The organism is Lunatimonas salinarum, from assembly GCF_017811155.1.
GTDB classification, from domain to species: domain Bacteria; phylum Bacteroidota; class Bacteroidia; order Cytophagales; family Cyclobacteriaceae; genus Lunatimonas; species Lunatimonas salinarum.
In genome coordinates this window covers 380,892-403,961 of sequence record NZ_JACVCV010000003.1, presented here as the reverse complement: position 1 = coordinate 403,961, position 23,070 = coordinate 380,892, and the positions used below count along the sequence as shown (strand labels likewise).

The 23,070-nt window shown below is 42.5% G+C and carries 24 protein-coding genes and 1 pseudogene; 10 read left to right on the top strand and 15 right to left on the bottom strand.

The window, feature by feature from the left end; translation table 11 throughout:
• The first annotated feature begins 14 nt into the window (after positions 1 to 14).
• The gene (locus tag IAQ59_RS05500; protein ID WP_209329773.1) at positions 15 to 1,448 is read left to right on the top strand and encodes an amidohydrolase family protein; all 1,434 of its coding nucleotides are present in this window, start codon (positions 15 to 17) and stop codon (positions 1,446 to 1,448) included.
• A complete protein-coding gene (locus IAQ59_RS05495; protein WP_209329772.1) occupies positions 1,448 to 2,491 on the top strand; it encodes a serine hydrolase domain-containing protein in 1,044 nt (347 codons plus the stop codon). The genes IAQ59_RS05500 and IAQ59_RS05495 overlap by 1 nt, the downstream gene beginning before the upstream one ends.
• Before the next feature lie 328 nt (positions 2,492 to 2,819).
• Here the strand turns inward: IAQ59_RS05495 and IAQ59_RS05490 are convergent, their stop codons facing one another.
• The 7 genes from IAQ59_RS05490 to IAQ59_RS05460 form a co-directional block, all read right to left on the bottom strand.
• Positions 2,820 to 3,689: an SDR family oxidoreductase gene (locus IAQ59_RS05490; protein WP_209329771.1), complete on the bottom strand. Its 870-nt coding sequence runs from the start codon at positions 3,687 to 3,689 to the stop codon at positions 2,820 to 2,822.
• Positions 3,674 to 3,964, bottom strand: coding sequence for a hypothetical protein (locus IAQ59_RS05485; protein ID WP_209329770.1), 291 nt, complete (start codon positions 3,962 to 3,964; stop codon positions 3,674 to 3,676). Before IAQ59_RS05485 ends, IAQ59_RS05490 begins: the two co-directional genes overlap by 16 nt.
• 103 nt (positions 3,965 to 4,067) lie before the next feature.
• Positions 4,068 to 4,628, bottom strand: a complete 561-nt coding sequence (locus IAQ59_RS05480; RefSeq protein ID WP_209329769.1) for a hypothetical protein — start codon at positions 4,626 to 4,628, stop codon at positions 4,068 to 4,070.
• 141 nt (positions 4,629 to 4,769) lie between these two features.
• A complete protein-coding gene (locus tag IAQ59_RS05475; RefSeq protein WP_209329768.1) occupies positions 4,770 to 4,985 on the bottom strand; it encodes a hypothetical protein in 216 nt (71 codons plus the stop codon).
• A 214-nt stretch (positions 4,986 to 5,199) separates the two neighbouring features.
• Positions 5,200 to 5,826 carry a CatB-related O-acetyltransferase gene (locus IAQ59_RS05470; RefSeq protein WP_209329767.1) on the bottom strand — a complete coding sequence of 209 codons (627 nt, stop codon included), beginning with the start codon at positions 5,824 to 5,826 and terminating at the stop codon, positions 5,200 to 5,202.
• Positions 5,827 to 5,923: 97 nt separating this feature from the next.
• Positions 5,924 to 7,150, bottom strand: coding sequence for an MFS transporter (locus tag IAQ59_RS05465; protein WP_209329766.1), 1,227 nt, complete (start codon positions 7,148 to 7,150; stop codon positions 5,924 to 5,926).
• A gap of 6 nt (positions 7,151 to 7,156) precedes the next feature.
• Positions 7,157 to 8,938 (bottom strand): tetratricopeptide repeat protein, encoded by a 1,782-nt coding sequence (locus tag IAQ59_RS05460; RefSeq protein WP_209329765.1) that lies wholly within the window; start codon positions 8,936 to 8,938, stop codon positions 7,157 to 7,159.
• A 315-nt stretch (positions 8,939 to 9,253) separates the two neighbouring features.
• On the opposite strand from IAQ59_RS05460, the gene IAQ59_RS05455 reads away from it, so the two are divergent.
• Positions 9,254 to 9,904, top strand: coding sequence for a hypothetical protein (locus tag IAQ59_RS05455; RefSeq protein WP_209329764.1), 651 nt, complete (start codon positions 9,254 to 9,256; stop codon positions 9,902 to 9,904).
• A gap of 227 nt (positions 9,905 to 10,131) precedes the next feature.
• On the opposite strand, the gene IAQ59_RS05450 is transcribed toward IAQ59_RS05455, so the two are convergent.
• Together IAQ59_RS05450 and IAQ59_RS05445 are read right to left on the bottom strand one after the other, a co-directional pair.
• Positions 10,132 to 10,425 (bottom strand): Bor family protein, encoded by a 294-nt coding sequence (locus IAQ59_RS05450; RefSeq protein ID WP_209329763.1) that lies wholly within the window; start codon positions 10,423 to 10,425, stop codon positions 10,132 to 10,134.
• 30 nt (positions 10,426 to 10,455) lie between these two features.
• Positions 10,456 to 11,148 carry a DUF4386 domain-containing protein gene (locus IAQ59_RS05445; protein WP_209329762.1) on the bottom strand — a complete coding sequence of 231 codons (693 nt, stop codon included), beginning with the start codon at positions 11,146 to 11,148 and terminating at the stop codon, positions 10,456 to 10,458.
• Between the two features lie 164 nt (positions 11,149 to 11,312).
• Between IAQ59_RS05445 and IAQ59_RS05440 the strand changes: the two genes are divergently transcribed.
• On the top strand, positions 11,313 to 12,272 hold the full coding sequence (locus IAQ59_RS05440) for an NAD(P)-dependent alcohol dehydrogenase (protein WP_209329761.1): 960 nt from the start codon (positions 11,313 to 11,315) through the stop codon (positions 12,270 to 12,272).
• 1 nt (position 12,273) lies between these two features.
• On the opposite strand, the gene IAQ59_RS05435 is transcribed toward IAQ59_RS05440, so the two are convergent.
• Together IAQ59_RS05435 and IAQ59_RS05430 are read right to left on the bottom strand one after the other, a co-directional pair.
• Positions 12,274 to 12,846 (bottom strand): Crp/Fnr family transcriptional regulator, encoded by a 573-nt coding sequence (locus tag IAQ59_RS05435; RefSeq protein ID WP_209329760.1) that lies wholly within the window; start codon positions 12,844 to 12,846, stop codon positions 12,274 to 12,276.
• A gap of 64 nt (positions 12,847 to 12,910) precedes the next feature.
• On the bottom strand, positions 12,911 to 13,489 hold the full coding sequence (locus tag IAQ59_RS05430; RefSeq protein WP_209329759.1) for a Crp/Fnr family transcriptional regulator: 579 nt from the start codon (positions 13,487 to 13,489) through the stop codon (positions 12,911 to 12,913).
• A 283-nt stretch (positions 13,490 to 13,772) separates the two neighbouring features.
• On the opposite strand from IAQ59_RS05430, the pseudogene IAQ59_RS05425 reads away from it, so the two are divergent.
• From IAQ59_RS05425 to IAQ59_RS05400, 6 genes and pseudogenes are all read left to right on the top strand, one after another.
• Positions 13,773 to 13,898, top strand: a pseudogene (locus IAQ59_RS05425) (DMT family transporter); the annotation flags it as partial.
• 7 nt (positions 13,899 to 13,905) lie between these two features.
• Positions 13,906 to 14,616, top strand: coding sequence for a GNAT family N-acetyltransferase (locus IAQ59_RS05420; protein WP_209329758.1), 711 nt, complete (start codon positions 13,906 to 13,908; stop codon positions 14,614 to 14,616).
• Positions 14,617 to 14,629: 13 nt separating this feature from the next.
• Entirely contained in the window at positions 14,630 to 15,262 is a 633-nt protein-coding gene (locus IAQ59_RS05415; protein ID WP_209329757.1) for an NAD(P)H-dependent oxidoreductase, read from the top strand.
• Between the two features lie 392 nt (positions 15,263 to 15,654).
• On the top strand, positions 15,655 to 16,272 hold the full coding sequence (locus tag IAQ59_RS05410; RefSeq protein WP_209329756.1) for a hypothetical protein: 618 nt from the start codon (positions 15,655 to 15,657) through the stop codon (positions 16,270 to 16,272).
• Positions 16,273 to 16,546: 274 nt separating this feature from the next.
• Positions 16,547 to 16,978 carry an SRPBCC domain-containing protein gene (locus IAQ59_RS05405; protein ID WP_209329755.1) on the top strand — a complete coding sequence of 144 codons (432 nt, stop codon included), beginning with the start codon at positions 16,547 to 16,549 and terminating at the stop codon, positions 16,976 to 16,978.
• Positions 16,979 to 17,046: 68 nt separating this feature from the next.
• Positions 17,047 to 17,568, top strand: a complete 522-nt coding sequence (locus IAQ59_RS05400) for a GNAT family N-acetyltransferase (protein ID WP_209329754.1) — start codon at positions 17,047 to 17,049, stop codon at positions 17,566 to 17,568.
• 9 nt (positions 17,569 to 17,577) lie between these two features.
• Here the strand turns inward: IAQ59_RS05400 and IAQ59_RS05395 are convergent, their stop codons facing one another.
• The 4 genes from IAQ59_RS05395 to IAQ59_RS05380 all read right to left on the bottom strand — a co-directional run bounded on the left by IAQ59_RS05395 (position 17,578) and on the right by IAQ59_RS05380 (position 22,987).
• Positions 17,578 to 18,018, bottom strand: a complete 441-nt coding sequence (locus tag IAQ59_RS05395) for a GNAT family N-acetyltransferase (protein WP_209329753.1) — start codon at positions 18,016 to 18,018, stop codon at positions 17,578 to 17,580.
• Between the two features lie 88 nt (positions 18,019 to 18,106).
• Positions 18,107 to 19,795 (bottom strand): serine hydrolase domain-containing protein, encoded by a 1,689-nt coding sequence (locus tag IAQ59_RS05390; protein WP_209329752.1) that lies wholly within the window; start codon positions 19,793 to 19,795, stop codon positions 18,107 to 18,109.
• A 12-nt stretch (positions 19,796 to 19,807) separates the two neighbouring features.
• Positions 19,808 to 20,539, bottom strand: coding sequence for a CPBP family intramembrane glutamic endopeptidase (locus tag IAQ59_RS05385; RefSeq protein WP_209329751.1), 732 nt, complete (start codon positions 20,537 to 20,539; stop codon positions 19,808 to 19,810).
• Positions 20,540 to 20,650: 111 nt separating this feature from the next.
• Complete coding sequence (locus IAQ59_RS05380; protein WP_209329750.1) at positions 20,651 to 22,987, bottom strand: histidine kinase; 2,337 nt, start codon at positions 22,985 to 22,987, stop codon at positions 20,651 to 20,653.
• Between the last annotated feature and the right edge of the window lie 83 nt (positions 22,988 to 23,070).

Genomic DNA, 23,070 nt, shown 5'->3' with positions numbered 1-23,070 from the left:
TCAAAAATTTAAAAATGAAGATTTACAAAATAATACTGACAGGTTTTGGAATTTTTATCCTGTTGCTGGCTTTGACTGTAATCGGTGCCTTTGTTATCGATGCACGAAATACGCGCTACCTGCAGGTGGATAATAAAAATGGCTTTACCTCCAATAGCTATTTGATCAAAAATGTGAATGTAATTCCCATGACAGCCGATACTGTGTTGGTGGATCATGAGGTCTTGATTTTGGATGGAAAAATCGCTGAAATCGGAAGGGAAATTGACCCTCAATCCGGGGAGGTAATCGATGCTGAGGGAGCTTATCTGATGCCCGGTCTGATCGATATGCACGTGCATGTTTGGGATGAGTATGAGCTAGGTTTGTATCTGGCCAATGGAGTGACGGCAGTCCGAAATCTCTGGGGTCAACCTATGCACCTTCGGATGAAAGAAGCGATCGCTTCCGAGGAAATCCTGGGGCCGCTTTTCTTTACGTCGGGCCCGAAACTGACCGGGCCGGAATACCTTGGGAATGATAATTTACAGCTTTTTTCTCCTGAGGAAGCCAAACAAAAAGTGTCTGAATATCAGGAAAGAGGTTATGATTTTATAAAAACCTACAATGGGCTGACCGAAGATTTGTTTGATGCGGTTTTGGAAAAGGCCAGCGAACTGGACTTCGACGTAGTAGCTCATCCAAGTGCAGAAGTAGCCTATTCCTATCATTTCCGATCGGAAATCATCACGATTGAGCATGCAGAGGACATCGTGCAGCAACCATTGAATTATCAATTGGATACCGCCAAATTGAATGAAGTGGTGAATTTGTACGCCTCCCATCACGCAAGTGCACTTTGTCCGACGCTGACTGTTTATCACAATATTTATCAGCTGATGACCGATGTGAATATTATGAATTCGGAGGACTTGGACTACATGAATCCGCTGATCCGGATGGTAGACTCTCAGGCTCAATATGATCGATGGACCATTGCTCAGGCGAGTGATTCGACCTGGTCCGACAGGATCAAAGCCCAACATGAATTTCATCTTTTGACTATAAAAAAGTTACACGAAAATGGGGCTCTAATAGTAGCCGGAACCGACGCAGGAATCGGTGTGACCCCTGCAGGCTCGTCTATGCATGAGGAATTGGCCTTTTATCAGGAAGCGGGGATGAGTACTTTTGAAGCTTTGGCTACCGCTACGATCAATCCCTCTAAAACACATGATTTTCTCAAAGATCAGGGAAGTATTTCGCCAGGGAAATTGGCCAATTTTATTTTGGCCAAAGAAAATCCGCTGGATGCCATAAGTGCCTTGAAAGATCCTTTAAAGGTATTTATACGAGGTCGAAAAATTGAAAGAGAAACCCTGCTTGAATTCAAAGAAAAAGCCAAGAATCGTCCAAACACGCTGGTTTCTGGACTCCGCTATGCCGAAAATCTACTCATTGAAAAATAATGAAAGCTAAATCCATTTTCCGAATCCTTATGCCTCTTTTTGCTGTGGCTTGTACCATTTATTTCGTTCCCTGGCTGATCCTGCGGGCTTGGCTGGCACCGATTCCTGATACCATTCAGGAGCAAGTCGATATGGCGATGAAATACAAACTCGATGGGATCATCGTCTATGTGGACCAGGGCGAGAAAGAACCCCAATTCTATACTGCCGGTTGGAAAGATCGGGATAAAAAAATCCCAGCAGACCATAACTCACTTTTCAAAATAGCCAGTATCAGCAAACTCTACATCGCAGCTGCAGCCAGCAAAATCGTGGCAAGAGGAGCCCTTGCACTGGATGATACTTTGGCGGAATTGCTTCCTGAGGTCGCCAAACACATCAAAAACTCTGATCAAATAACGCTACGCCTGCTGATCCAGCATCGCTCCGGGATTCCCAACTATTCTGATCAGCCGGATTATCCCTGGGATAAGCCATTTACAGAAAACCGGCAAGCTTTGGAATTGATCTTTGACTTGCCAGCGGACTTTGTTCCCAATGAGAAATACGCCTATTCCAACACGAATTATGTGCTGATCGGTGAAATTTTGGACAAAACCTTGGGCTATTCTCACCATGACTACATCCGACGAGAGATTTTAGAACCTTTGGGTTTGAAGCGAACCTATAGTTTGCTTTCGGAAGTGGATCAAGAAGAAATGATGAGCGGGTATTTTGTCGGCTATCCATTGGATATCAAGGGGAATGACTTTATCCACCCTGGAGGTTCGATGATTTCGACTGTAGAGGAAGTCGGAATTTTTTTTAGGGCGTTGAACGATGGAACCTTGCTGACGGAAAAGGAGCAGGAAATTTACTCTTCCGTATATGTCTACGAGCATACCGGATTGGTTCCTGGCTATCAAAGCATTGCCAAATACCATCCCGATATCGATGCCGTCGTGGTCCAGTTTGTCAATACCAATGGCGGCTACGCATGGAACCTGCACGAGATCATTTATAATCGGGTGCTGAAGATTTTGATAAGGAATCAGGGGAATTAATCAATTCTCAGCTTCTTATTGCTTTCCTCCCAAACGCATTCGAAGTCCTAGATTGCCTCTCAGAAGAATTTCTTCAACAAGAAAAAAAGGAGTAGCTCCTTAGGAAACCTAAAAATGCAAGGGATTTCTGATCGGCTTCTCAATAGTTGGGATAATAAATATAAAGTTTTGATTTACTGATATTTTGTTTGAAAAAGAACGAAAATTAAAAAAAATATTCATTTGATAACTAATCGAAGAACTTGCTGCTTCATAAGCCATTTTTATCCATCAGGACAAATTGAAAATATTTGGCAAAATAAAAACCTATCCTTTTTAAACTGGTCAATTAAATCGTCTCTTGGGTTCGATCACTCTCTTCCCGAAAGAAGGCTTTCAAGCGATTCACTCCATGACGGGGAGCGATATTATCATGAGCCATCATACTCAGAAAAAACTCAATTGGTCCATAAGTCTGTGAACTTGTAAATGTACGCAAGAAGCTCAAAGCAGTCCGGCGCATCCAATCAGGAAGATGGACAATTTTCATACCTTTCCCCAGGGCCTCAAGGGCCAGTTGGCCGATTTCGTTTTGGGTGAAAATATCCGGCCCTCCGACTTCAACTTCGGTTTGAGGGGCAGCAATACTGTCAATAACCACCCGGGCTAAGTCGATTCCGTGAATGGGATTGAGCTTGCATTCTCCATCACCAAACAAATACACCCTGCCTGACTTTGCCATGGCTAAGATGTCCTTCATATCTGAGAAAAAGCCGCTAGGTCTGATGATGGTATACTCCAAGCCAGAGTCTTTCAGGGCATCGACAAAGCACTCTTTGGCGGCGGTGACTTTTAGGTGCCGCATTTGCTCACCGTTCAAAACCGAAACGTAGACGAACTTCCTTGCCTGATAGCGTATGGCAAATTCTAACAGATTCAAATTGGCGCCATAATCCACATCCATGTAGGTCAAACCATCCTTTTGGTGAGTGATTCCGACGGTGGAAATAACCGTGTCTATCGGCTCTTCGATTTTTGGAAAAGTGGTCAACTTTGTGACATCGACCACTTGAAATTTCTTATCAGCCAAGCCCATTTTTTTAAGCTTTTCTTCATTTCGCCCAAAAGCTAAAAAGTTATAGCCTTGGAAATTAAGTTCTTGGGCAATAAACCCTCCCAAATAACCGGTGGCTCCTGCCAGAATTATTTTCCCTTGCATTCTGATTGAGCTTGATTAGTTGACAATTGGATTTTACATGCCTCTGATTGATTTTGGATATCATTGATATTCCTAAATCCCTCGACTTTCCAAGTTTTTTGCAAGCCAAAAACCTTTACTTCTACAGAAATTATATTCTCATCCATTGCTTCTATTCTTTCAGTTTTCTTCCATACATCTTCCAGTTCATGTTTTATTAATGGAATAGCTCCAGAAGTTAGCAAGTGAAAGAAAAACAGGATCAAAATGACGAGGTATCCTATTTGCGTTTTCATTTTTAATTGGATTGAATCGGAGGAGAAATCCAGCAGGGTAAGCCTATGAATTCATCATGGCTTTTCCCTACTGAATTCTTTTAGATTTGATTTTTTTTTTAGACTAGAAGAGGGTGATCCCTACTCCGATAGAGAAATTGGTTGCGTCCAGATTTCCACCTTCATTTCTGGTAACCCGAGCCATGTATAGTCGGCTTTGGATATCCAGCGCCCACTTTTCACGCTGTAGTACTTCGTAACCTGTGGAGATCAAAACTCCCTTTCCCCACTCACTTTTTTTGGAGTCAGCTTCAGATTCGTAAAGTGCTCGCATATCCAAGGATGCACCATAGCCACCACTTATCCACCATTTGTCAGTGGCCCAATATTGAATGGAAGGGATAATTCCTTCAAAGCTTCGGTCTACTCCCTCGGACTCATAGATTTGTCCGACGGTATTGACATAGATGGCGGTTCGGGGAGATACAAACCATCCCATTTTTAGGTTGGGAAGGGATATTCCTCCATGGGTTGCTTTCTCACTCATGCCGTCGGTGAAGTGCAAGACACCTGCACCTATGGAAGCTCCGGCAGTGAAGCCTTTGCGGATGGGTTTATCAGTTTGGGCCTGAATATTCAGAGTGGTGATCAGGCCAACGAAGAAGATAAAGATTAGCTTTTTCATTTTTTTGTGTTGTTTAAGTTTTACTTGTGTTTGTTTTAAATTGATATGACAAATTTGGGCTAAAAGGAAAGGCCAGTCGTCTTGGATTATCATTTGGGACGTTTTGGTGAAATCCCGGACTTTTGCCCTAATGACGTTGGTTTATTCTTCTTTGGAGGATTTGAGCATGAAGTTGACCAGGCTGATTCCTCCGCCTACCGCCATTCCGGTACTGATCCAGAAGGTGATTTGATTGTCAAAGTCCACTCCCAATAATCCGAGTGCGATGATTCCGATGGCAGTGCCGATGGCTACTCCGAGTAGCGTTCCGATAGCGACACCGATTCCTGTTCCGAGGATAATAGCTTTGTTTTTCATAGCGAGTTTATTTATGTTTTTGATGAATGATAGGACAAAGTTGGACAGCAGACGGCCGCCAGTCGTCTTGAATTATGATTCGGGACCTTTTGGTGAAATCCCGGACTTTGGATCGGAGCGATAAAAAAACATTGCTCATCGGGAGTTAAAAAAAGAAAAGCCAAAAGGTGATTTGATTTCCTTTTGGCTTTTGATATTGTGGGTAGCTGCTTCTTTAGGTCCAGAGTAGATCCTCTAATTGTTCTCCGCTGAGCTGCTGCACGTTTTGAGTGATTCGCTTTAGAGGCCAGTCCCACCATTTCAAAGCAAAGAGTTGATCGATTTTTTCTGGAGAAAAGCGCTTGTTGATTTCTTGGGCTGGGTTGCCGCCCACGATGGTGTAGGGGGGCACATTTTTGGTAACCACTGATTTGCTGCCTATGATAGCTCCATCCCCGATTTGGACACCAGGCATGATGGTCGCACCGTATCCAATCCAAACGTCATTCCCGATGACGGTATCTCCTTTTTGAGGGTAGCTTTTTCCTTCCATCGCCTTTTCCCAACCATTTCCAAAAATGGCAAAAGGATAGGAGGAGAGGGATTTTGAAAGGTGATTGGCTCCGTTCATGATGAAGGTCACACCTGAGGCGATCATACAAAACTTCCCAATGATCAATCGGTCCCCGACGAAGTCAAAGAGGTATTTGACATTTTTTTCAAAATTGTGAACATCTTCAAAATCATCGTAATAGGTGTAATCACCCACTTGGATTTGGGGGTTTTTGATCAAATTCTTCAGAAAGCAAAGTCGATCATAGCTGGCTAAAGGAAAGGCTTGGTTTTTATCTGGTCCTATCATGATTTGATTTTTTTGGTTGATTCAAAGGTGGAGGAAAAAGTATAGCCAATCGTCCGGCTTTATGATTTAGGACTTATTCCTGTCTAACTTTTCCAGATTAATTTGATTCTGATTCGGGATTGGCTTTCACCTGATTGCTGACCAAAAAGACCAAACCTGCCGATAATAGCATCAAGATAGCCATCAGCCAGCCGATCTGAGGATAGTTTAGCAAAATGCCGTCCAACCCCTGAAAAATAACCCATCCGGTAATCGCCGCAGCTATGCCTCCCGCCAACTGCTGAATAGAAGTATCAATGGCTAAAAAGGCACCTCGATCAGACTTTTTCGGAACTGCGGTAGCCAAGGCTGTTGCAGAAACCATTCGTGCATTTACCCCAAAAAACAAGCCCACATGTACAAAAATAATCCATTCGAAGCGCTGAATCGCTCCAGCCGTGTACACCACTACGGTAGCTATGGAAAGCAGGGTCCCAATAGCGAATACAGTCCATTTACCGAACCGATCGGCCAACTTTCCAAAAATAGGAGCAGCTACAAGGCTAGTGACTCCAACAGCCCCGTACACAAAGGGGAGTTGGCTGTCCGTTAGCCCTAGATTATTGGTGAGAAAGGCGGCGTTGAAAGTCATGAAAATCACATCCCCACTCACGATCAGGATATTGGCACCATAAACTGTCCAATAAGATGATCTTTTCAAGTTGGAAATAATATGATCCCAAGGAGCGGAAAATTGGGAAGCAGGATTTTCCAATGGTCGAATAAGAAAAACCACAAGTAAAAGCGCTAAAACTCCAAAACTGAAAATCATCCCATAAGCCATTTTCCAAGAAAAAGAACTGGCAATATAAAGGGATAAAGGAAGACCCATTACCAGGCTAGGGGCAAAAGCCATTTGAATCCATCCCATCACTCGGCCCCTTTGTGACAGCGAAAATACATCCGCCACCATAGCGAAGCAAATCGAAGCAATCACTCCTCCGAAAGCTCCTGTGATAATTCGGGATGTTAAGAGCATGGGGAATGACGGAGAAAACGCACAAAGTAAAATTCCTATCAAAAAACCAGTGTAAAATACCAGTAGGAAGGATTTTCTTTCAAACCGATCCGCATAGCCTGAAGCCAGCAGCGCGGAAATTCCAGCACTCAGTGCATAAGCAGAGGCAATCAGTCCAAATTCATCAGTGCTAAGCTGGAGTTGTTCCAATAGTGTACCACTCAAAGCAGGAAGCAGCATGTAATCCAATACGACAGTAAAAAGAAGACCCGCAAGTCCGAGAATGACCATTTTTTGGTAAGAAGTGAATCCTTCCTTTTCAGTCATGAAAAATCAGTTTCGATGGGCTTTGACCCAAGCTTTTGGGGTGAGGCCAGTTGATTTTTTAAAAAAATCATTAAATACCGATTTGGATGTAAACCCACTATCGTATGCCATCCCCAATAAGGTGATGTGTGCATTGGCCTTGTCAATCACTTTTCGTTGGAAAATCGCCAAGCGATGGGAATTGACATAGTCGTTGAAATTTTGACCCAACTTCATATTGATAAGCCAGGAAAGCTTATTTGGGTGTATCTCGATCTGTTCGGCCAAAGATCGTAAAGTCAGATTGGTGTCGGTCACTACTTCTTCTAAGGCCATTTTTGTGCGTAGGCTTTGAAGAAAATGTTCGCATTCCTCCTTGGACATCTGACTGTTTTGGGCGATTACCAATTGCTGATTGGAGGGATGTTGGCGATGGGCTTTATGGTCTTGAAAATTCATCTGACGATAGATTTCCTGAAATCTATCGTCTTCCCGGATATTATCCCAAACCCACCAATATTTTAAGCTGACCATCATGCTTGATTTTTCTTCCAAACCTTTCTGAAGAAAGTATACAGCCTCATCGGGTCGATTCATCAAGCTATATAAAGCCGCAGGGTCGCAGGGATCGATATAGTGACTGTTTTTAAGTTCCTCGAGTACCCCTTCAGTCTCCCCACTGAGTACTTTGGCGGTCATTAGGTCTAGCTTGACCAATCCCTCCCCATTTGTCAGCTCGATGGCTCTGTCAAGTGTCTGAAAAGCTTCATCAAATCTTCCTAAATAACCCAAAACCAATCCTTTCCACCGTAAAGCCTCACTAAAGTTGGGGTCAATCCGTAAGCTTTCTTCAAAAGCGGGAAGTGCCTGCTCAAATCTCCCGGAGAGGTAATAGCACAGCCCCAGCCACCAGTAGCTGATGATGTGCAGCGGGTCCCGGGATTGATTTTCCTTGGCAATGGCAATCGCCAGGTCGTAATCCTTTTGAATGAAAATATAGTAGTTGGTGATAAAGTCGATCTCATTGTTCAGTCCTGCAGCAACAGCCTGATTGTAGGACTCAATAGCCGCTTCCCAATTCCAATCGTGAAACAGCTGCACGTAGGCCATGACCTTGTGCGCGCGCATGTCTTTTGGATTGATCGCCAAAGCTTTTTGAGCATATTCTCTGGATTTCTGAAACCCCTCTTTGGCCGAAATCAGATTGAAGCCTGCATGGTGGAGATAAGTTTCCCCGATAAAGGCATAAGCCTCGGTAAAATCAGGGTCCAGTTCAGTGGCTTTGGTAAACAACACCAGAGCTTCTTTGACATCTGCCAGGTCTTTTCGCTTGAAGTGATGACTGGCTTTCAGAAAAAGGTCGTATGCTTCCGGGTTACTTGTTTTGGAAGAGACGAGGCTATCCTCGATATCCATATGCCCAAAATTCTCCCGGATTCGGTCAGCGACCAAGAGACTGATTTCATCCTGCAAATCGAAGATATCCTCCAAAGTTCGGTCAAAGGTTTCAGACCAAATATGGAATCCATTGTCTGTACGGATGAGTTGTACAGCGATCCGAACGCGGCTGCCGGCTTTTCGGATGCTGCCTTCAATGACTGAGGAGACGCCCAGTTTATTCCCTATGATACGGACGTCGATTTTTTGGCCTTTAAAGGCAAAGGAGGAAGTTCGCGCAATAACTTTTAGGCTTTGGATTTTGCTGAGCGCGTTGATGATTTCCTCCGCCATTCCGTCTGAAAAATACTGGTTTTCCGGGTCTGAACTGAGATTATCAAAAGGAAGTACAGCGATGGACCGTTGATTCATCCAAAGGAAATAAAGCCCAAGAAAAGGTCTTGGAAATGGGAAATAGGTTTTGAATAGCTCTCAAGATAAAACTTCGTGAAGTTTTTGGCAAAAAAAAAGTTGTAAAAGCAGAGAATATACAAATTTCATAGTTTTTTCTAGGTAGGCTCACCATTTCTAAACGCTAATTTTTCGCTTTTGCTTACACTTTTAAAAAAGTCCCGAATCTCACTAAAAGGTCCGCAATTACAATTTGGGACGACTGAATTTCGCTAATAACCCAAATTTGTCCTATCAATTTGAAACAAATACAATCCCTATTTAAACAAGAAAAAAATGAAAAACTTATTAACCTTCATTCTGACAATTGTGACTGTAAGTGCTATTGCTCAAGAAAGCCTGCTGCTAGGCAAAGAAAAAAGTGTAGACTATAAATACAGAGTTAGTCTGCCCGGTATCACTGTCCCTCAGTTTTTTACCAAATCTTGGGATGATTCAACGAATACCCAGCATATCGAAATCCATGTGAAGCGTGATCTTGATAATAAAAATATAATTGGGTTTAAGTTTGCCACTTGGCGTTTATTTCAGCCAATGGGTATTCTTTGGTGGGATGGACTCTTGGATAAAGTAGAGTCCGGAACGGAATTCTATCCCGGGCATGTGAGAGAAACTGGAATTGGAATAAGCTATCAACGTATGCTGTGGAAAGGATTATTTGCCACAGTTGAAGTTTTACCACAGTATAAAACCTATTTAGATGAAGATAACAATAAAATAGGAAATGGCTTTAAACTCTATAATTCCTTTCATATTGGCTATCATTTGGCCTTTGGAAAGAAAAAGCGCTTTTTCGTCGAGCCACAGGTTCATTCGCAGTTTTGGGTTTTTGACACCAATACTCCTGAAGCATTCAAACAAATGGATGATAAATGGAAGAACTACTTCCTTTTTGAACCCAATATTTATCTTGGGGTGAAGTTTTGAATGATAAAAGAACAAGGGTAAGCCTTCTTTTTTTATAATATTTGGGAGTCTATTCAACTATTTGTTCCCAAGATATTTCCACAAATCTGAGTAGACAAATGGCTCCAAATCAGGAAAAGAAGCAATTCAATCATGGAAAAGAAATTTGTTCATGAGTTTACAAGTTTGATAATTAGTAGGTATCCGCAACAAATCTGCGGATACCTTTTTTTTAGATCAAGAGTTTATTACTTCCTCACAATGGTAGTGGTGGGTGCATAGATCCCGAAAGTCAAAACATGGACCAATCCATCCACAAAGGTGTGCTTGGTGGTGACCTCGTAATCTTTGGCACCCCGAGCCATTTTCTCAGGATCGGAAATTTTTAAGGGTGCCAGGCCTTCAATCAGGTAATGGTTTTTCTCTCGGTATTCAATGCCGGTTTGGGAGCCCTGTCCTACTGTGACCGTATAGGAATGGCAGGAACTCAAGAAAAGGGTAGCGGCAAGAACCACTGCAAACGATGAAATGATTTTTTTCATTTTGTTTTTGTTTAATTGTAAATAATTGGTTTAGTTATTTCTGAATCCTTTAATTATTAAGTAAATGCATAAGGTTAATTCTGTGATCACGGCAGTGGCCAATACGAGTATTTCACTTTGTGGCGCGTATTGCGGCAAGAGGATATTGGTAAAAGAATCAATCAGATAGGCAAACCCGGCGATGAATACGATGGCTCCAAGAATTTTGGAAAACCAACCGGATTGATACATCATATAGCCCAATAGGATACAGCTCATTCCAAATGGAATCCCACTAAGTAGATAGCCCATTCGATGTGATTCGATTAGGTAACCTATTTGTTGAGCTACCCATGGTGCATCACTGGTCACGTGAAAAAACTGGAAAAGAGTAGGAATCTGTAAGAGATGGATCAGATTTATTCCGATAATTCCTGCTTGAACCAAGCGGAAAAAGGCCGCCAGATAAGATAGCCTTGGAAAGTTCTGTTGAAATAAAATCAAGAAGAACCAAGCCAAGCCTACATCAGCTAGGACCATTAGCATGTCTGAAGCTACTCCCAGTCTAAGTAGGCTTTGGTTTCCTTGGATGTTTTCCATCGTCTGGATGAGGTCTTCAGGGAGGAATAATACACTTCTTACTCCCATTTCACTGAAGAGTCCGCAAACAATTACCAGCAAGTAAAGTACGCCTGTCAGTCCTAAATGGAGATTTCTGTCGCTTGGATGAAGTTCCTTTTTCATTTTCTAAATTTTCTACAAACCTAGGGCGCTGAAAAAGGCGGCACATTGATCTGGGTTAAGATTTCATGGAGGGTAAAAAAATTCTATTTCAGTTCTTAACCCAGATCAATTTTTAGCAAAGAGGCGGGTTTTACTTTTGAAGCGTAAATCAAAACTAAATGAACATGAAAGCATTTACCTTCAAAAAATATGGTGCTACGGATGTGTTGAATCCTGAAATCCTAGAGAAGCCAAACCCAAAGTCCAATCAGGTTTTGGTGAAAATTCACGCAACTTCCGTGACAGCGGGAGACTGGAGAGTCCGCAGTGCAACTCCTTTTCCTATTCGGTTTCATGCTGGGTTACTGAAGCCAAAGAATACCTTGCTTGGCCATGAGTTTGCCGGAGTAGTTGAAATGGTCGGAGAAGAAGTAGCCGAATTTCGGGTCGGAGACCGAGTGTTTGGAAGCATGGGGATGAAGTCAGGGACCTATGCCGAATACGTAGCAGTCGATGTTGAGTCGGCTTTGGCAAAAATACCCGAAGGATTGGGCTTTGAGGAAGCTGCAGTGGTTCCCATTGGCTTTCTTTCAGCGTATCATTTTCTTCAAAAAGTTAATCTGCAGCCAAAAATGAAGGTACTGATACATGGAGTTTCTGGATCGGTTGGATCTGCCATGCTTCAATTGGCAAAAGCAAAGGATGCTTATGTAGTAGGGGTTTGCAGCTCCAAAAACGCGAGTTGGGTGAGAAAATGGGGAGCTGACCAGGTGATTAGCTATGAGAGAGAGGATTTTGCGCAGCTTCCTGAAAAATTTGATTTGATTATCAATGCAGTCGGAAAAACTTCTTTTCGGGAAATTAAACATTTACTCAAGTCCGAAGGGAGATACTTATCTAATGACGCTGCTTTGGCCGATTATTTGGATTTGCTGACACAAACTCTACGTGGTAAAAAGGAGCAAATTATCGTGGGTATAGCCGAGCAGAAAAAGGAGGATTTGGCGGTAATCCAGTCACTGCTAGAAGCAAAAAAGGTAAAGCCTTATTTGGATCGAGTTTATCGATTTGAAGAAATTCCTGCTGCGCATGCTTATGTTGAAAAGGGGAGAAAGGCAGGGAATGTGGCTATTCAGGTCGCATAGATCAAGCTTTGGCAGCCAACCTTTTTCGGATGCGGCTTAGAGATTCGGGCTTCACTCCCAGATAGGAGGCGAGGATATACTGAGGAACCCGGTTGAGGAGTTCAGGCTGATTTTCCTGCAATTCCAAGTAGCGTTTCTCCGGTGATTTGATCATGTAGTCGGCGAGCATCTGCTGGTTTTTCCCAAACTCTTGCTCAATGGAAATGCGACAAAGTGATTCAAAAGCAGGTACCCGCTTGATTAATTCCTGCTCATTGTCATAGCTGAGAATAGTCAATGTTGTGTCCTCTACACATTCGAAATAGTGATTGGCCGGAGTTTTATTCAGGTAACTGGAAAGGGAAGCAATGGGTTGGCCTTCTTCAAAAAAATGAATGGTCTTTTCTTCTCCATCTATCAGGTAATAGAGGCGAACAAGACCTTTCAGATTGAAATAGGATTCTTTGGCAACCTGACCTTCTTCCAAGAGGATAGTGCCCTTCTTGAAAGTCTTAATAGGGATTAAGGTGTCAATTATCTGGGCTTCTTCCTTTGTCAGAGGAATTTCAAATAGGGTTGAGCTTCTAGTAATCATCTTCCAAGATAGGAATTTTCTAAAAATTTGAACGGATAAATCTAGGATTAAAAACTAAAGGATTTCACCAATCCATTTTCTTTTTCATCCGGCTAAAAAATTCGGGTGTGACGCCTAAATAAGAAGCAATGAGCTTTTGGGGAATTCGGGTTTCGTATTTCTTGAACTTTTCATGAAATGCGCGATATCGATCTTCGGCGGATTGGCTAATTGTTTCTAAAATACGCTCCTGAAAAGCCACAAAAGCACGCTGAGTTACAATTCTGAAAAACCGCTCCAGTTGAGGGATTTGAATATAAAGCTCTTCCAGATCCTCATAGGAAAGCTCCAAAACGGTACTTTCTTCCAACGCCTGAACATTGAAAATGGCTTCCCCTTGGGTAATGAAACTCTTCAAATCGCTGATCCACCAGCCCTCAAAGGCAAATTGGATGATATGATCCAGCCCTTTGGAATTAGTAAAATAGGCCATAACTGATCCTTCAACGACGAAATTGGTCACTTTGCTTTTTCCACCTGCAAAAACCAAGAATTGACCTTTCTTGAATTTGCGAGCGCTGAGTTTGGAAAGGATTAGTGCTTTCTCAGTCTCTGAGAGTGTGATGTATTTCTTTAGACTTTGCCAAAGAAGTTCAGAATTCATCTTGATCTAGGTTAATTGAAAGACTTAATCCAGATCATTCGACAGGGGAAATAATCTGTAGACCTTTGAAAAGTCATTATAAACAAAAAAACTAAAATTATGAAAAAATTAATGTTAATTTCTTATTTCCTGGCTTGTAAGGCAGGATTAAGCCTTGCTCAGGTAATGTCATCTGAGCCGGTCGGGATAAACCCTTGGGAGCCTGATAATGAAATTGGTACCCTTAACTTGATGACCGATCAAAGTCGTCAAAAGGGGTTAAGTCGGATTCGGTCTTAGCGGTCAACTGATTTTTGCAGGATTGGCCAGTCATTTTGGATGGTTTGGATTACCTGTTGAGCCCATTACCCTAAGAAAGATAATGGGAATTGCTCTGATGATATTTTCGGTTTCGCTTATCAAATCTTAGTCAAAGGATGAAAAGTCAAAATATTTTCAATCTCACCGAGCTATGGAAATTGGGCGGGATGAATTCAGGAGAATTGATCTCAAAAAAGGGAGTTTTTGCAAGTAAGGCAAACCGCGGGGATTGGCCTAACAAACTTTGGGTAGATGGGGAGTTGACTTCAGAAAAGTTGGAGATCATTAGCTCAATTGGAAAAGACAAACCTCTTGGACTAGCGGTTTGGGAGGATAGATTTTCGGATGAACTTTTAGCTAAAATTGGCTTTCATCCCACCATAGAATTGATTGGGATGTCGGGTGATATAGCCAATTTCTCTTATTCAGATCAACTGGATATCATTCTGAAAAAGGTCAATACAACTGAAGAAGCCATAGTTTGGTCTAGGGTTTTCTTTGATGCTTTTAGGTATGGGATTCTTGCTCCTACTATTCTAGCCTTGAAAGAAAAAGTTGATTTCTATACCGCTTGGTTAGAAGAAAAACCAATCGGAACTAGTATGATTTTCAAAGATTCAGCAGGAATAGCCGGGATTTATTCCATAGGGATTGCTCCCGCTTTTCGAGGAAAGGGTTTAGCTAATCAATTATTTGAAGCTACACTCTCGGAAGTCAAAAAAATAGGATCTAATAAGGCTATCCTTCAAGCTTCCGCAATGGGCTTGGGCTTATATAGGAAATATGGCTTTCACTCTGATTTTAAGATCAGATTTTATAAACACTAAAAAGGAAAAAAAGATGAAATTGATAGAAACATTGAACTGGCGATATGCCACCAAGAAATTTGACTCACAAAAAAAGATCGATTCTGGCAGCTTGGAACTGCTCAAGGAAGCAGTAAGACTTTCAGTGTCCTCATATGGTCTCCAACTTTATAAGGTATTGATTGTAGAAGACCAGAAAGTTAAGAAACTACTTCGGGAAGCTTCTTGGAATCAGTCCCAAATCACGGATGCATCACATTTATTCGTTTTCTGTAGTTACAACCAACACTTTTCCGAAGGCGTTGACTCGTATATCAATTTATTGCAGGAGGGAGTGGATGAATCTAAGAAACCAGGCATTCAAGCTTATGGACAAAGTATTAAAGAAAGTGTTGACTCGATGAAAGAGTCAGAGAGACAAGCCTGGTCCGAAAAGCAGGCATATTTGGCCATGAATAATCTACTGATTGCAGCGGCAGAACTCAGGTTGGATGCCTGTCCTATGGAAGGTTTTGAACCGGATAAGTATGACCAGATTTTGGGCTTAGGTGATCAGGGACTACATGCTGTATTGGTTGCTCCGGTAGGTTATCGATCGGTAGATGATTCTGCACAGTTTCGGAAGAAAGTTAGGAGAAGTAAAGAGGAGCTATTTGAGATAATTTGAAAGATGTGAAGGACTATGTGAAAATATTGAAACTGATTTCGTATGCCACTCCCCATCTGCCGAGCCGAATTTTTTTGTCGGGCCTTCGGGTAAAGTAGTACACCTAGAAAAGACGTTGGAACAAGTAAATTGCCAAGAGGGTATTCGTCTTTTATTTGAATTCTTGACTTGGAAAAATTGGAATTCAATCTGTTTTTGCCCTCCAGTTGCAATCAGAAATTAGCAAGTCTATCATTTTTGAAATTCATCCATCTTCCAAAATTCAGGTTTCAGTAGGGTTTTTCAGGGGCTGGTCCAGACTTTTTACCCCAGGTGTGTGGGCTGATCTACTTTTGGATCATCATTAACGCACAAAACAAAAACAAACCAATTACACACAAACTACACACACAATGAAAAAGTCAATGTTAACCTTGGTGGCTCTCATGAGCCTTGGACTGATGACCGCTTTTGGGCAGGAATCAATGAAGCAATCGGTAAAGCCTGTGGGCTTTTATGGATCGGTAATCAATGAGTTTATTTTTACAAAAAGCTCTTCCCCGGTAAGAAGCCATTACAGCATCGGTACGGAATTGGGCTTAAGATTTCAGGACAAAGTTTTCTTCGGCCTGTATTATACCAACTCCATCGTCCCGGTGGACCTCTGGAAAGAAACACCTAATAATGCGCTGGATATGAAGCAAGTACACTATGGTCTTTCCGGAAGCTACGTGCAGGATTTTGGTGGTCTTTTCTATGGGAAAGTCGGCTTGAGAGCTGCTTATGCAGACATCAAGCAGGACTATGAAGTCACCAAAGAAAACGGCAACGTGGTAAATAAGGCAGAAAGCCGTACGCATTCGATCGCACTTTCTCCTGACTTAAGAGTTGGAGCCCACCTCAACCGCTGGTTGGATATCGAAGCTGGGGCTACCTACAGAGCCAATGTTCGAAACCAAGAAAAGTGGGGCATCTCTACCGAAGGCTTCAATGGCTGGGGCGGCACACTCTCTGTAAAAGCTAGATTCTAAGTCCATTCACCACCAACCTAGCCGGCTCGTTTGAGCCGGCATTTTTCATCTGTTTATAATTTGTTTTTTAGCGGTCAGATGGAATCTCGCATGGATTATAATCATCCCACTGTGTGACGGGTACGTCATGCTCGATTTCATGTGTCTACAATTGTTTTTCAGTTGCCACATGGAATCTCGCATGGTTGCCCCGATAGCTATCGGGGCATCCCAGTGTGTGACGGGTAAGTCATGCTCGATTTCGTCCAAAATTTTAACCAACCACAATACCGAAATGAAACATATTGAAACCATGATCCGAATCTATGCTCCGGCTGGGAAAGTTTGGCAGATTCTAACCGACTTCGACTCTTATCCATCTTGGAACCCCTTTATCAGATCTGTTAGCGGAGAGCTAAAGGAAGGCCAGCAACTTCAGGTGAAAATCTTACCCCCCAATGATAAAGAAATGAGCTTTTCTCCCATCCTTCTCCGGAATCTACCCGGAAGAGAAATCCGATGGTCAGGTAAATTTCTGATTAAAGGAATATTCGACGGTGAACATTACTTCGGCATTGAAGAAATCGATGAAAATACGACCCTCTTTGTCCATGGGGAATACTTCTCCGGCTTGCTCGTAGGTCTGATGACTACGATGCTAGAGCAGACCAAACTCGGCTTTGACTCCATGAACAAAGCGCTTAAAAAGATCTGTGAATCTGAATGATTCACCCTATCAAAAATTCAACCTCTGCCCCTTTTTGGGGCTTTTTTAGCTTTTTAAAAAAGACCAAAATGAAGATAATGCTAGATAAAGAATTGCATCTGACACCTCTCCATCCCGATCATTCCAAATCCCTTTTTGAGATTTTGACTGCTCATAGAAGCCATTTTTCTCCTTGGTTGCCCTTTGTAAATGAGCTGAAGTATATCGAGCAAACCCAAAAATTTATCCTTGAATCCCAAGCATTAGTTGTTGCAAAAAAAGACTTCTCTTTTGCCATCATCGTGAAGAATCAGGCGAAGGGAATTATTTCAGCTAAAGAGCTGAATTGGGTTTCAAAAAGCACCGAACTGGGCTATTGGCTGGATCCGGAAATTCAAAATCAGGGAATCATGAAAAAGTCCTTGATTCGAATGGTCGAATGGCTGAGTGAGACCTTTGGGTTCCAAACTTTTTGGATCAAATGCGCTCAAGGCAACATTTCCAGTCAGCGAGTAGCCATCAAGGCTGGATTTGAACTGGTTGATCAGGAGAAAAGAACTAATGAAAAAGTGGAGCAGGTTTATTTGATTTTTCGACTTCAAAAATCTTAGGGTTTGATTTTACCAAGGCCTTAACCGGACCATCCGGATGAGCGTTTCTTCTGTTTCTTCATGAATTTTTTCCTCAAAAAAGGAGAACCCCATTTTTTCATAAAATAGGATTCCTGATTGATTTTTGGAAAAAACCTCAACGAACAGCTCCTGAAAACTTTGGCTTGCATGCTTTACCAACTCTTTTCCGATTCCCCTATATTGAAACTCCGGCAAGACAAATAATCCTCCGATTTCATTTTCCAAAAGAGATATAAAAGCCAAACAAGATCCACACTCATTTTTCCAGACCCAGGTTTGGCACAGAGGCAAATAAATTTGGGCGATTTGATTCTCCTCCTTTTGGATAAACTCCGCTGAAAGAAAAGGGTAAGCGGAAGTCGCGCTTTTTCTCCAGATCATTCGGATTTCAGGAAGGTTCTTGGGATGATAAGGTTGGATGGGAGTCATAATTGGACTAGGCGATCATTGGAACAGAAAGTAAAAAATTCCCTCTTGAGCCAAGAGGGAATTAGTCGTTGTTTGAACCAACTTAACATTATGAATTCTTGGTGAAATAGAGGTTCCAGAGTCTTCCCACATCTTTGATGAGGAATCCTTTTACTTTTCCTTTGGCATCGACTTGCCATTCTATCACCCCCAATTCTCGGGTCCGATAGGTATTTCCCTCTATAGGAATCAATTCAATCTCCTGAAATCCAGCATATTGAAGAAGTATCTCAGGAAGAATAAGCATCAGTTTTTCCTCCTTTTCCCTTACTTCGTAGGCTACATCCAAACCTTTATTTTTATACATCCCTATAAGCTGACTAGCAGGTGGGCTCGCTGCTTTCTGTCGGTTGGGATCCAGTTTTTCAGCCGCATCTAACTTTTTCCCCTGAATAAATTGGAGCGTTTGAATTCCATTTTTAAAGGAGAAAGCAACTTGCCCGTCAAATTCACGAATAAAAAACTCCGTCTCTGATCTGGTGATTAACTGAAAAGGAGGTACATCAGGCAAATGGATGAACAACCCAGCTTCTTCCTGCTTGATTTCAAACTGGACTCCATCCCAAAAGCGGTACTCACCGGCATACTTTTGGGTTTCCTCAGCTCGCAATTCAATTTCCTGATGAGCAGGTTGTGACACAGCACTAGCATAACCGGCAGTGAGGTATCTGGCGATAGCATGAGCGATAGCGCCTGGACTTTTTGGGAGCTTATCCGAATTGGAAAGCACACTGATTCCCAGATCAAGTTCAGGAATATAAATGACGTAGGAAGCATAGCCCGGCACTCCTCCTCCGTGAGTCATAGCTTGGAGAGAATTGATTTCTCGTTTTTCCAGGCCAAAACGATACTCCACCAACTTTCCTGTAGATAAGTTATAGTTGCCATCAAACATAGCTTGAACAAAATGGGATTCATTATGATTGGAAAGCATCAAGTACTGCATCCAACGCATCATAGATGGGAGGTTGAGGTAGATATTGGATTCCCCTGTGATGTATGTATTCTCAGGAAATTTCCTTTCAAATCCGGCTTGTCCAGGATGGTAAGGTATGGCCCGATTTGGAATAAGTTTCTTGGGTTTATCCATGACCGTTCCCTGAATACCCAAGGAAGGGAAAAGAGACTTTTCGAAGAAGTCTGCATAGGAAAGGCCGCTTTGGGTTTTAATGACCTGTCCCAAAAAGAAATAACCAGAATTGGAATACAGGAAATCAGTTCCTGGGCTGAAGTTGAGCTTTCTGTAATTGGCATGCAGTCTGAGTTCTTCTTTTTTACCCCAAGGTGATTCCAGAGATTGCCCGGCAAAGACTCTCAGATTATCCGAAGAGGGGATGCCCGAAGTATGGTGTAGCAAATGCATGACCGTGATTTTATCCGAATAGGGAAAATTGTTCAGGTATTGAATCACCGAGGTCTGCAAGTTTACTTTTCCTCTGTTTTCCAAAAACAAGAGGCCGTAAGCAGTAAAATGTTTGGATACCGAAGCTAGATTGAATTGAGTGCTGTCAGTGATAGGGATTTTATTTTCCAAATCGGATAGACCGTAGTAGTGTTCGATTAGGATTTCATTGCCAAAGCTGATTCCTACTGCAAATCCGGGCTCGTCCGAGCTTGGTATTTTTCCTATCAAGGAATCAAGAATAGGGACGCTGATAGGCGGAAGGCTGGAAGAATCTTGGGCCTGAATCAGTTGAACTGTGCTCAGACAAAAGAGAATAAAGAGAAGTTTTTTCATTTTGGGGTTGGTTTAGATAAGGAAGTAAGTGATGAGGTGAAAACCCATGTGTGTCAGGATTGCGAGGACCAATCCATACCGCCAAAAGGCATAGCCAAAGCAGATTCCCGCCCAGAAATTTCCGCCGAGAATGTAAGTGAGTGTCCAAAGGCTGGGAGAATGCACCTCATTAAAGAGGGCAGGCAAATGACCTGTCGCAAAAAGGATGGCTGTAAGAATATTCGCTATCCAAAACTGAATAGTTGAGTTAGGGCGATTGATCTCTTTGAGTATCCAAAGGAGCAAAGTCATCAATCCATAGCGCATCAGGATCTCTTCGGTGATTCCACCATAGAGTAACCGGGTCAAAAATGGTAACCCCGACCCCTCGATAACCTCCTTGTAACCAGAATCAAATCCCCAACTCGTGCCTAAATAGATAATCATTACTCCCAAAGAAGTCACTGCTGTAAGGACCAAAAGTGGGTAAATCAAACCCTGAAGAGTCAGACCCAAGCTTTCACCTTTTTTTCTTTCCAAAATTGGAAGATTGACGCCTGCGGCATCTTTTAGAAGAGTACCAATGATGATACTGACCAACAAAAGAATCATTGGGTTGATCAGCGTGATCCACCTAAGGGTAGAAGGATCTAATTCTATACTCGGAGGTAAAGCCGGAGGAGCAACCAGCAAAAGGGAAGCTATTCCTAATGAACCGAAGCCAAAAAGGCTAAATGCAATTCGAAGGTTGGATGAAGTTCGCATGAGGTAGTAATTCTCAGCGAAACTAGTTGGAGCGAAATCCTTCAGGAATTTTACTTGGATGAGTGCCTGTGTTTTCCGACCGAACCGTTAAAAAATGGCGATGAATCCAGACTAGTTTTCCTCGATCAAAGGAATTCTGGCAACATAAAAATCTCCCTCAGGGCCAAACTGGGGAACAACATCGGAAAGAATGAGGTATCTGTTTTGGATATTTTTCAGACCAAGTCCCGTGGACGGAGTAGGGTTGATTCTGACCTGAAGAGAATTTTTGACAACGAGGTGATCCTCTTCAATTCCGATGAAAATTTTCAACGGTTCATCTTTGGAAATCCGGTTGTGTTTGACGGCATTTTCGATCAAGAGCTGCATGGTTAGCGGAGCGATTAGCATAGCGTGGAACCGATGAGGAATATCAATTTGGACTTGGATTTTGTCCTCGAATCGGATTTGGAGGAGAAAAACAAAAGAATCCACAAAGTCAAGCTCCACCTTCAAAGGCAAGAGAGTATTGTCTTTTTGCTCCAAAAGGTAGCGGTAGGATTTGGCCAGCTGATCGATAAACTTCTCGGACAAGTCAGCGTCCACGTGAACGAGGGAACTCAATACGTTGAGGCTGTTGAATAAAAAATGGGGATTTACTTGATTTTTTAGGGATTCAAACTGAGCCAAGGCCATCCCTTTTTCCATCTCTTCCTTTTGCGAAAGCACCCGGTCTGTAATATCCCGATTGCTCCAGATTCGTCCCGCCAGCTTCTCATCCTGAATCTGAGGTGCAGAGTAGATTTCCAGTACCCTTCCGGTACTCAGATTTAAGGTCATGGTAAAAACAGCTTGGCTATTTTCTTTGAGTGTCTCAAATCCTCGTTCTATTTCTTCTTTATTCTCAACTTTTGGCTCGACTAGTCTACTGACTTCTTCTACACTGAGACCGACAGGATTTTGCTCCAGTTCCCAGAGAGACAAGAAGATGTCATTGGCATAAACTACCTTGTTTTGGAGATTGGCTAAAAGGAAGCCTTCTGCGGAGGAATCAATAATCGCTTGGTTGAAGGATAGCGAAGCCCGGGTAGAGGCTTCCGCCTCCGAGCGGGCTAGAGAAGATGTAAGTATCTCACTGCAAAGCTTGAGGAATCGGATGTCGTCTTCTGACCAGTTTTTGGGTTCAAAAAGCGCATCATACCCAATCATTCCGACCAACTCCTCATTAATTCGAAGAGGAAGTAGAAGAATTCCCACGGTACCATCAGCTTCAAATGCTTTTCTACATTGTTCCGCCTCTGGGGGCATTTCATCGAGCGTTTTAAAGTTCAGAATTTTATCAGCCCGCAATTGATCAAAGGTCCACTGCATGGCCTCAATTGGAATTCCTTTTTGATAGTAAATTGAGGGAATGAGATCCCCTTTTTGGCTACGCCATTCGTGAAGGCAGTGCCAATAATTTTTCTCGGGGCTCAGTTGGTACACGTAGACTCGGTCCACCGAGGAGAATCTCCCCATTTTCTCCAGCATTTCCACGAGGGCTGATTGAAAATCCATCTTGAGAAAAGATCCTGAGATGGAGCTGGTCAATTCGTAAAGTTCTTTTTGTCTTCTGATCAGCTGTTCAGTCTCGTAGCGCTGGGAAATATCCCTACAGGTCACAATCAGCCCTTCGATCATGGGGATTTTTCGCCCGTCGGTAATCTTTACTTCCAGCATTTTTACAGCACCGGCTTTGGTTTTTACCTGAAACTGATCAAAAAACACCTCCCCATCGCCTTTTTTCAAATACACTTCAAATCTGCTTTTTACTTTGAGTTTGTCCTCCTCAACTAGCCAATAAAATGGAGGAAATTCGATCAATTCCGCGATTGTGAAACCCAGCTGCTGCTCTGCTGAGGGACTGGAGTACTTGATTCTCCCTTCCTCATCCCAGACTTGGACAATATCCTCTACGTTTTCGATGAGTTGTTCAAAGTAATTTCCCAGTCTGGCAACGGTTTCTTTTACCTGTTTTTCCCGAAGGGTTTCCAAAAAGTGAATGATATTAAATCCGGTGAATAGCACTGAAAACAGCAAAAATGAAATGAGGGTATTGATGAAAATCTCGTTGTTCCCGGGAAAATCAGATTGATAGAGTAATTGAAAAAAATAGGCTGAAATCAATACCACTAAAAAACTGCAGACCAATCCCAATACTGTCGAGAGAAGTACCCGTTTTAGTGGTCTTTCCAACCAATTGAAAAACTGTTCTCCTACCTGAGTGACCCAGACTGCCGACTTCCATATCAAAAGGACGATAAATACATTGGCGAGAAAATTTTGCAAAAGTTCAAGCGCGTTGAACTCTGCAAAAAGGAATTGGTTAGTCAGAATCACCCCGCCAAATCCGAGGGCAACTACCATCTGAAATTTCCAAGAGTACATGGTCATCTTGGATTGGCTATTGGGAAGATGGAAAATTGACATAGGCTAAGTTTTAAAGTAGAGAGGAAATATAAGGAATTTGATTCTGCCAGAAAACCCATCCCTTCGGCAGGGATGGGTGTTGG

Excerpts from the sequence above, each read along its gene's own strand:
- IAQ59_RS05415 (WP_209329757.1), top strand. The coding sequence starts at position 14,630 with ATGAAATTGATAGAAACATTGAACTGGCGATATGCCACCAAGAAATTT.
- IAQ59_RS05470 (WP_209329767.1), bottom strand. The coding sequence starts at position 5,826 with ATGATAGGACCAGATAAAAACCAAGCCTTTCCTTTAGCCAGCTATGAT.
- IAQ59_RS05420 (WP_209329758.1), top strand. The coding sequence starts at position 13,906 with ATGAAAAGTCAAAATATTTTCAATCTCACCGAGCTATGGAAATTGGGC.
- IAQ59_RS05465 (WP_209329766.1), bottom strand. The coding sequence starts at position 7,150 with ATGACTGAAAAGGAAGGATTCACTTCTTACCAAAAAATGGTCATTCTC.
- IAQ59_RS05385 (WP_209329751.1), bottom strand. The coding sequence starts at position 20,539 with ATGCGAACTTCATCCAACCTTCGAATTGCATTTAGCCTTTTTGGCTTC.
- IAQ59_RS05400 (WP_209329754.1), top strand. The coding sequence starts at position 17,047 with ATGAAGATAATGCTAGATAAAGAATTGCATCTGACACCTCTCCATCCC.
- IAQ59_RS05395 (WP_209329753.1), bottom strand. The coding sequence starts at position 18,018 with ATGACTCCCATCCAACCTTATCATCCCAAGAACCTTCCTGAAATCCGA.
- IAQ59_RS05410 (WP_209329756.1), top strand. The coding sequence starts at position 15,655 with ATGAAAAAGTCAATGTTAACCTTGGTGGCTCTCATGAGCCTTGGACTG.
- IAQ59_RS05445 (WP_209329762.1), bottom strand. The coding sequence starts at position 11,148 with ATGAAAAAGGAACTTCATCCAAGCGACAGAAATCTCCATTTAGGACTG.
- IAQ59_RS05450 (WP_209329763.1), bottom strand. The coding sequence starts at position 10,425 with ATGAAAAAAATCATTTCATCGTTTGCAGTGGTTCTTGCCGCTACCCTT.
- IAQ59_RS05455 (WP_209329764.1), top strand. The coding sequence starts at position 9,254 with ATGAAAAACTTATTAACCTTCATTCTGACAATTGTGACTGTAAGTGCT.
- IAQ59_RS05430 (WP_209329759.1), bottom strand. The coding sequence starts at position 13,489 with ATGAATTCTGAACTTCTTTGGCAAAGTCTAAAGAAATACATCACACTC.
- IAQ59_RS05390 (WP_209329752.1), bottom strand. The coding sequence starts at position 19,795 with ATGAAAAAACTTCTCTTTATTCTCTTTTGTCTGAGCACAGTTCAACTG.
- IAQ59_RS05440 (WP_209329761.1), top strand. The coding sequence starts at position 11,313 with ATGAAAGCATTTACCTTCAAAAAATATGGTGCTACGGATGTGTTGAAT.
- IAQ59_RS05480 (WP_209329769.1), bottom strand. The coding sequence starts at position 4,628 with ATGAAAAAGCTAATCTTTATCTTCTTCGTTGGCCTGATCACCACTCTG.
- IAQ59_RS05490 (WP_209329771.1), bottom strand. The coding sequence starts at position 3,689 with ATGCAAGGGAAAATAATTCTGGCAGGAGCCACCGGTTATTTGGGAGGG.
- IAQ59_RS05460 (WP_209329765.1), bottom strand. The coding sequence starts at position 8,938 with ATGAATCAACGGTCCATCGCTGTACTTCCTTTTGATAATCTCAGTTCA.
- IAQ59_RS05435 (WP_209329760.1), bottom strand. The coding sequence starts at position 12,846 with ATGATTACTAGAAGCTCAACCCTATTTGAAATTCCTCTGACAAAGGAA.
- IAQ59_RS05485 (WP_209329770.1), bottom strand. The coding sequence starts at position 3,964 with ATGAAAACGCAAATAGGATACCTCGTCATTTTGATCCTGTTTTTCTTT.
- IAQ59_RS05495 (WP_209329772.1), top strand. The coding sequence starts at position 1,448 with ATGAAAGCTAAATCCATTTTCCGAATCCTTATGCCTCTTTTTGCTGTG.
- IAQ59_RS05380 (WP_209329750.1), bottom strand. The coding sequence starts at position 22,987 with ATGTCAATTTTCCATCTTCCCAATAGCCAATCCAAGATGACCATGTAC.
- IAQ59_RS05500 (WP_209329773.1), top strand. The coding sequence starts at position 15 with ATGAAGATTTACAAAATAATACTGACAGGTTTTGGAATTTTTATCCTG.
- IAQ59_RS05475 (WP_209329768.1), bottom strand. The coding sequence starts at position 4,985 with ATGAAAAACAAAGCTATTATCCTCGGAACAGGAATCGGTGTCGCTATC.
- IAQ59_RS05405 (WP_209329755.1), top strand. The coding sequence starts at position 16,547 with ATGAAACATATTGAAACCATGATCCGAATCTATGCTCCGGCTGGGAAA.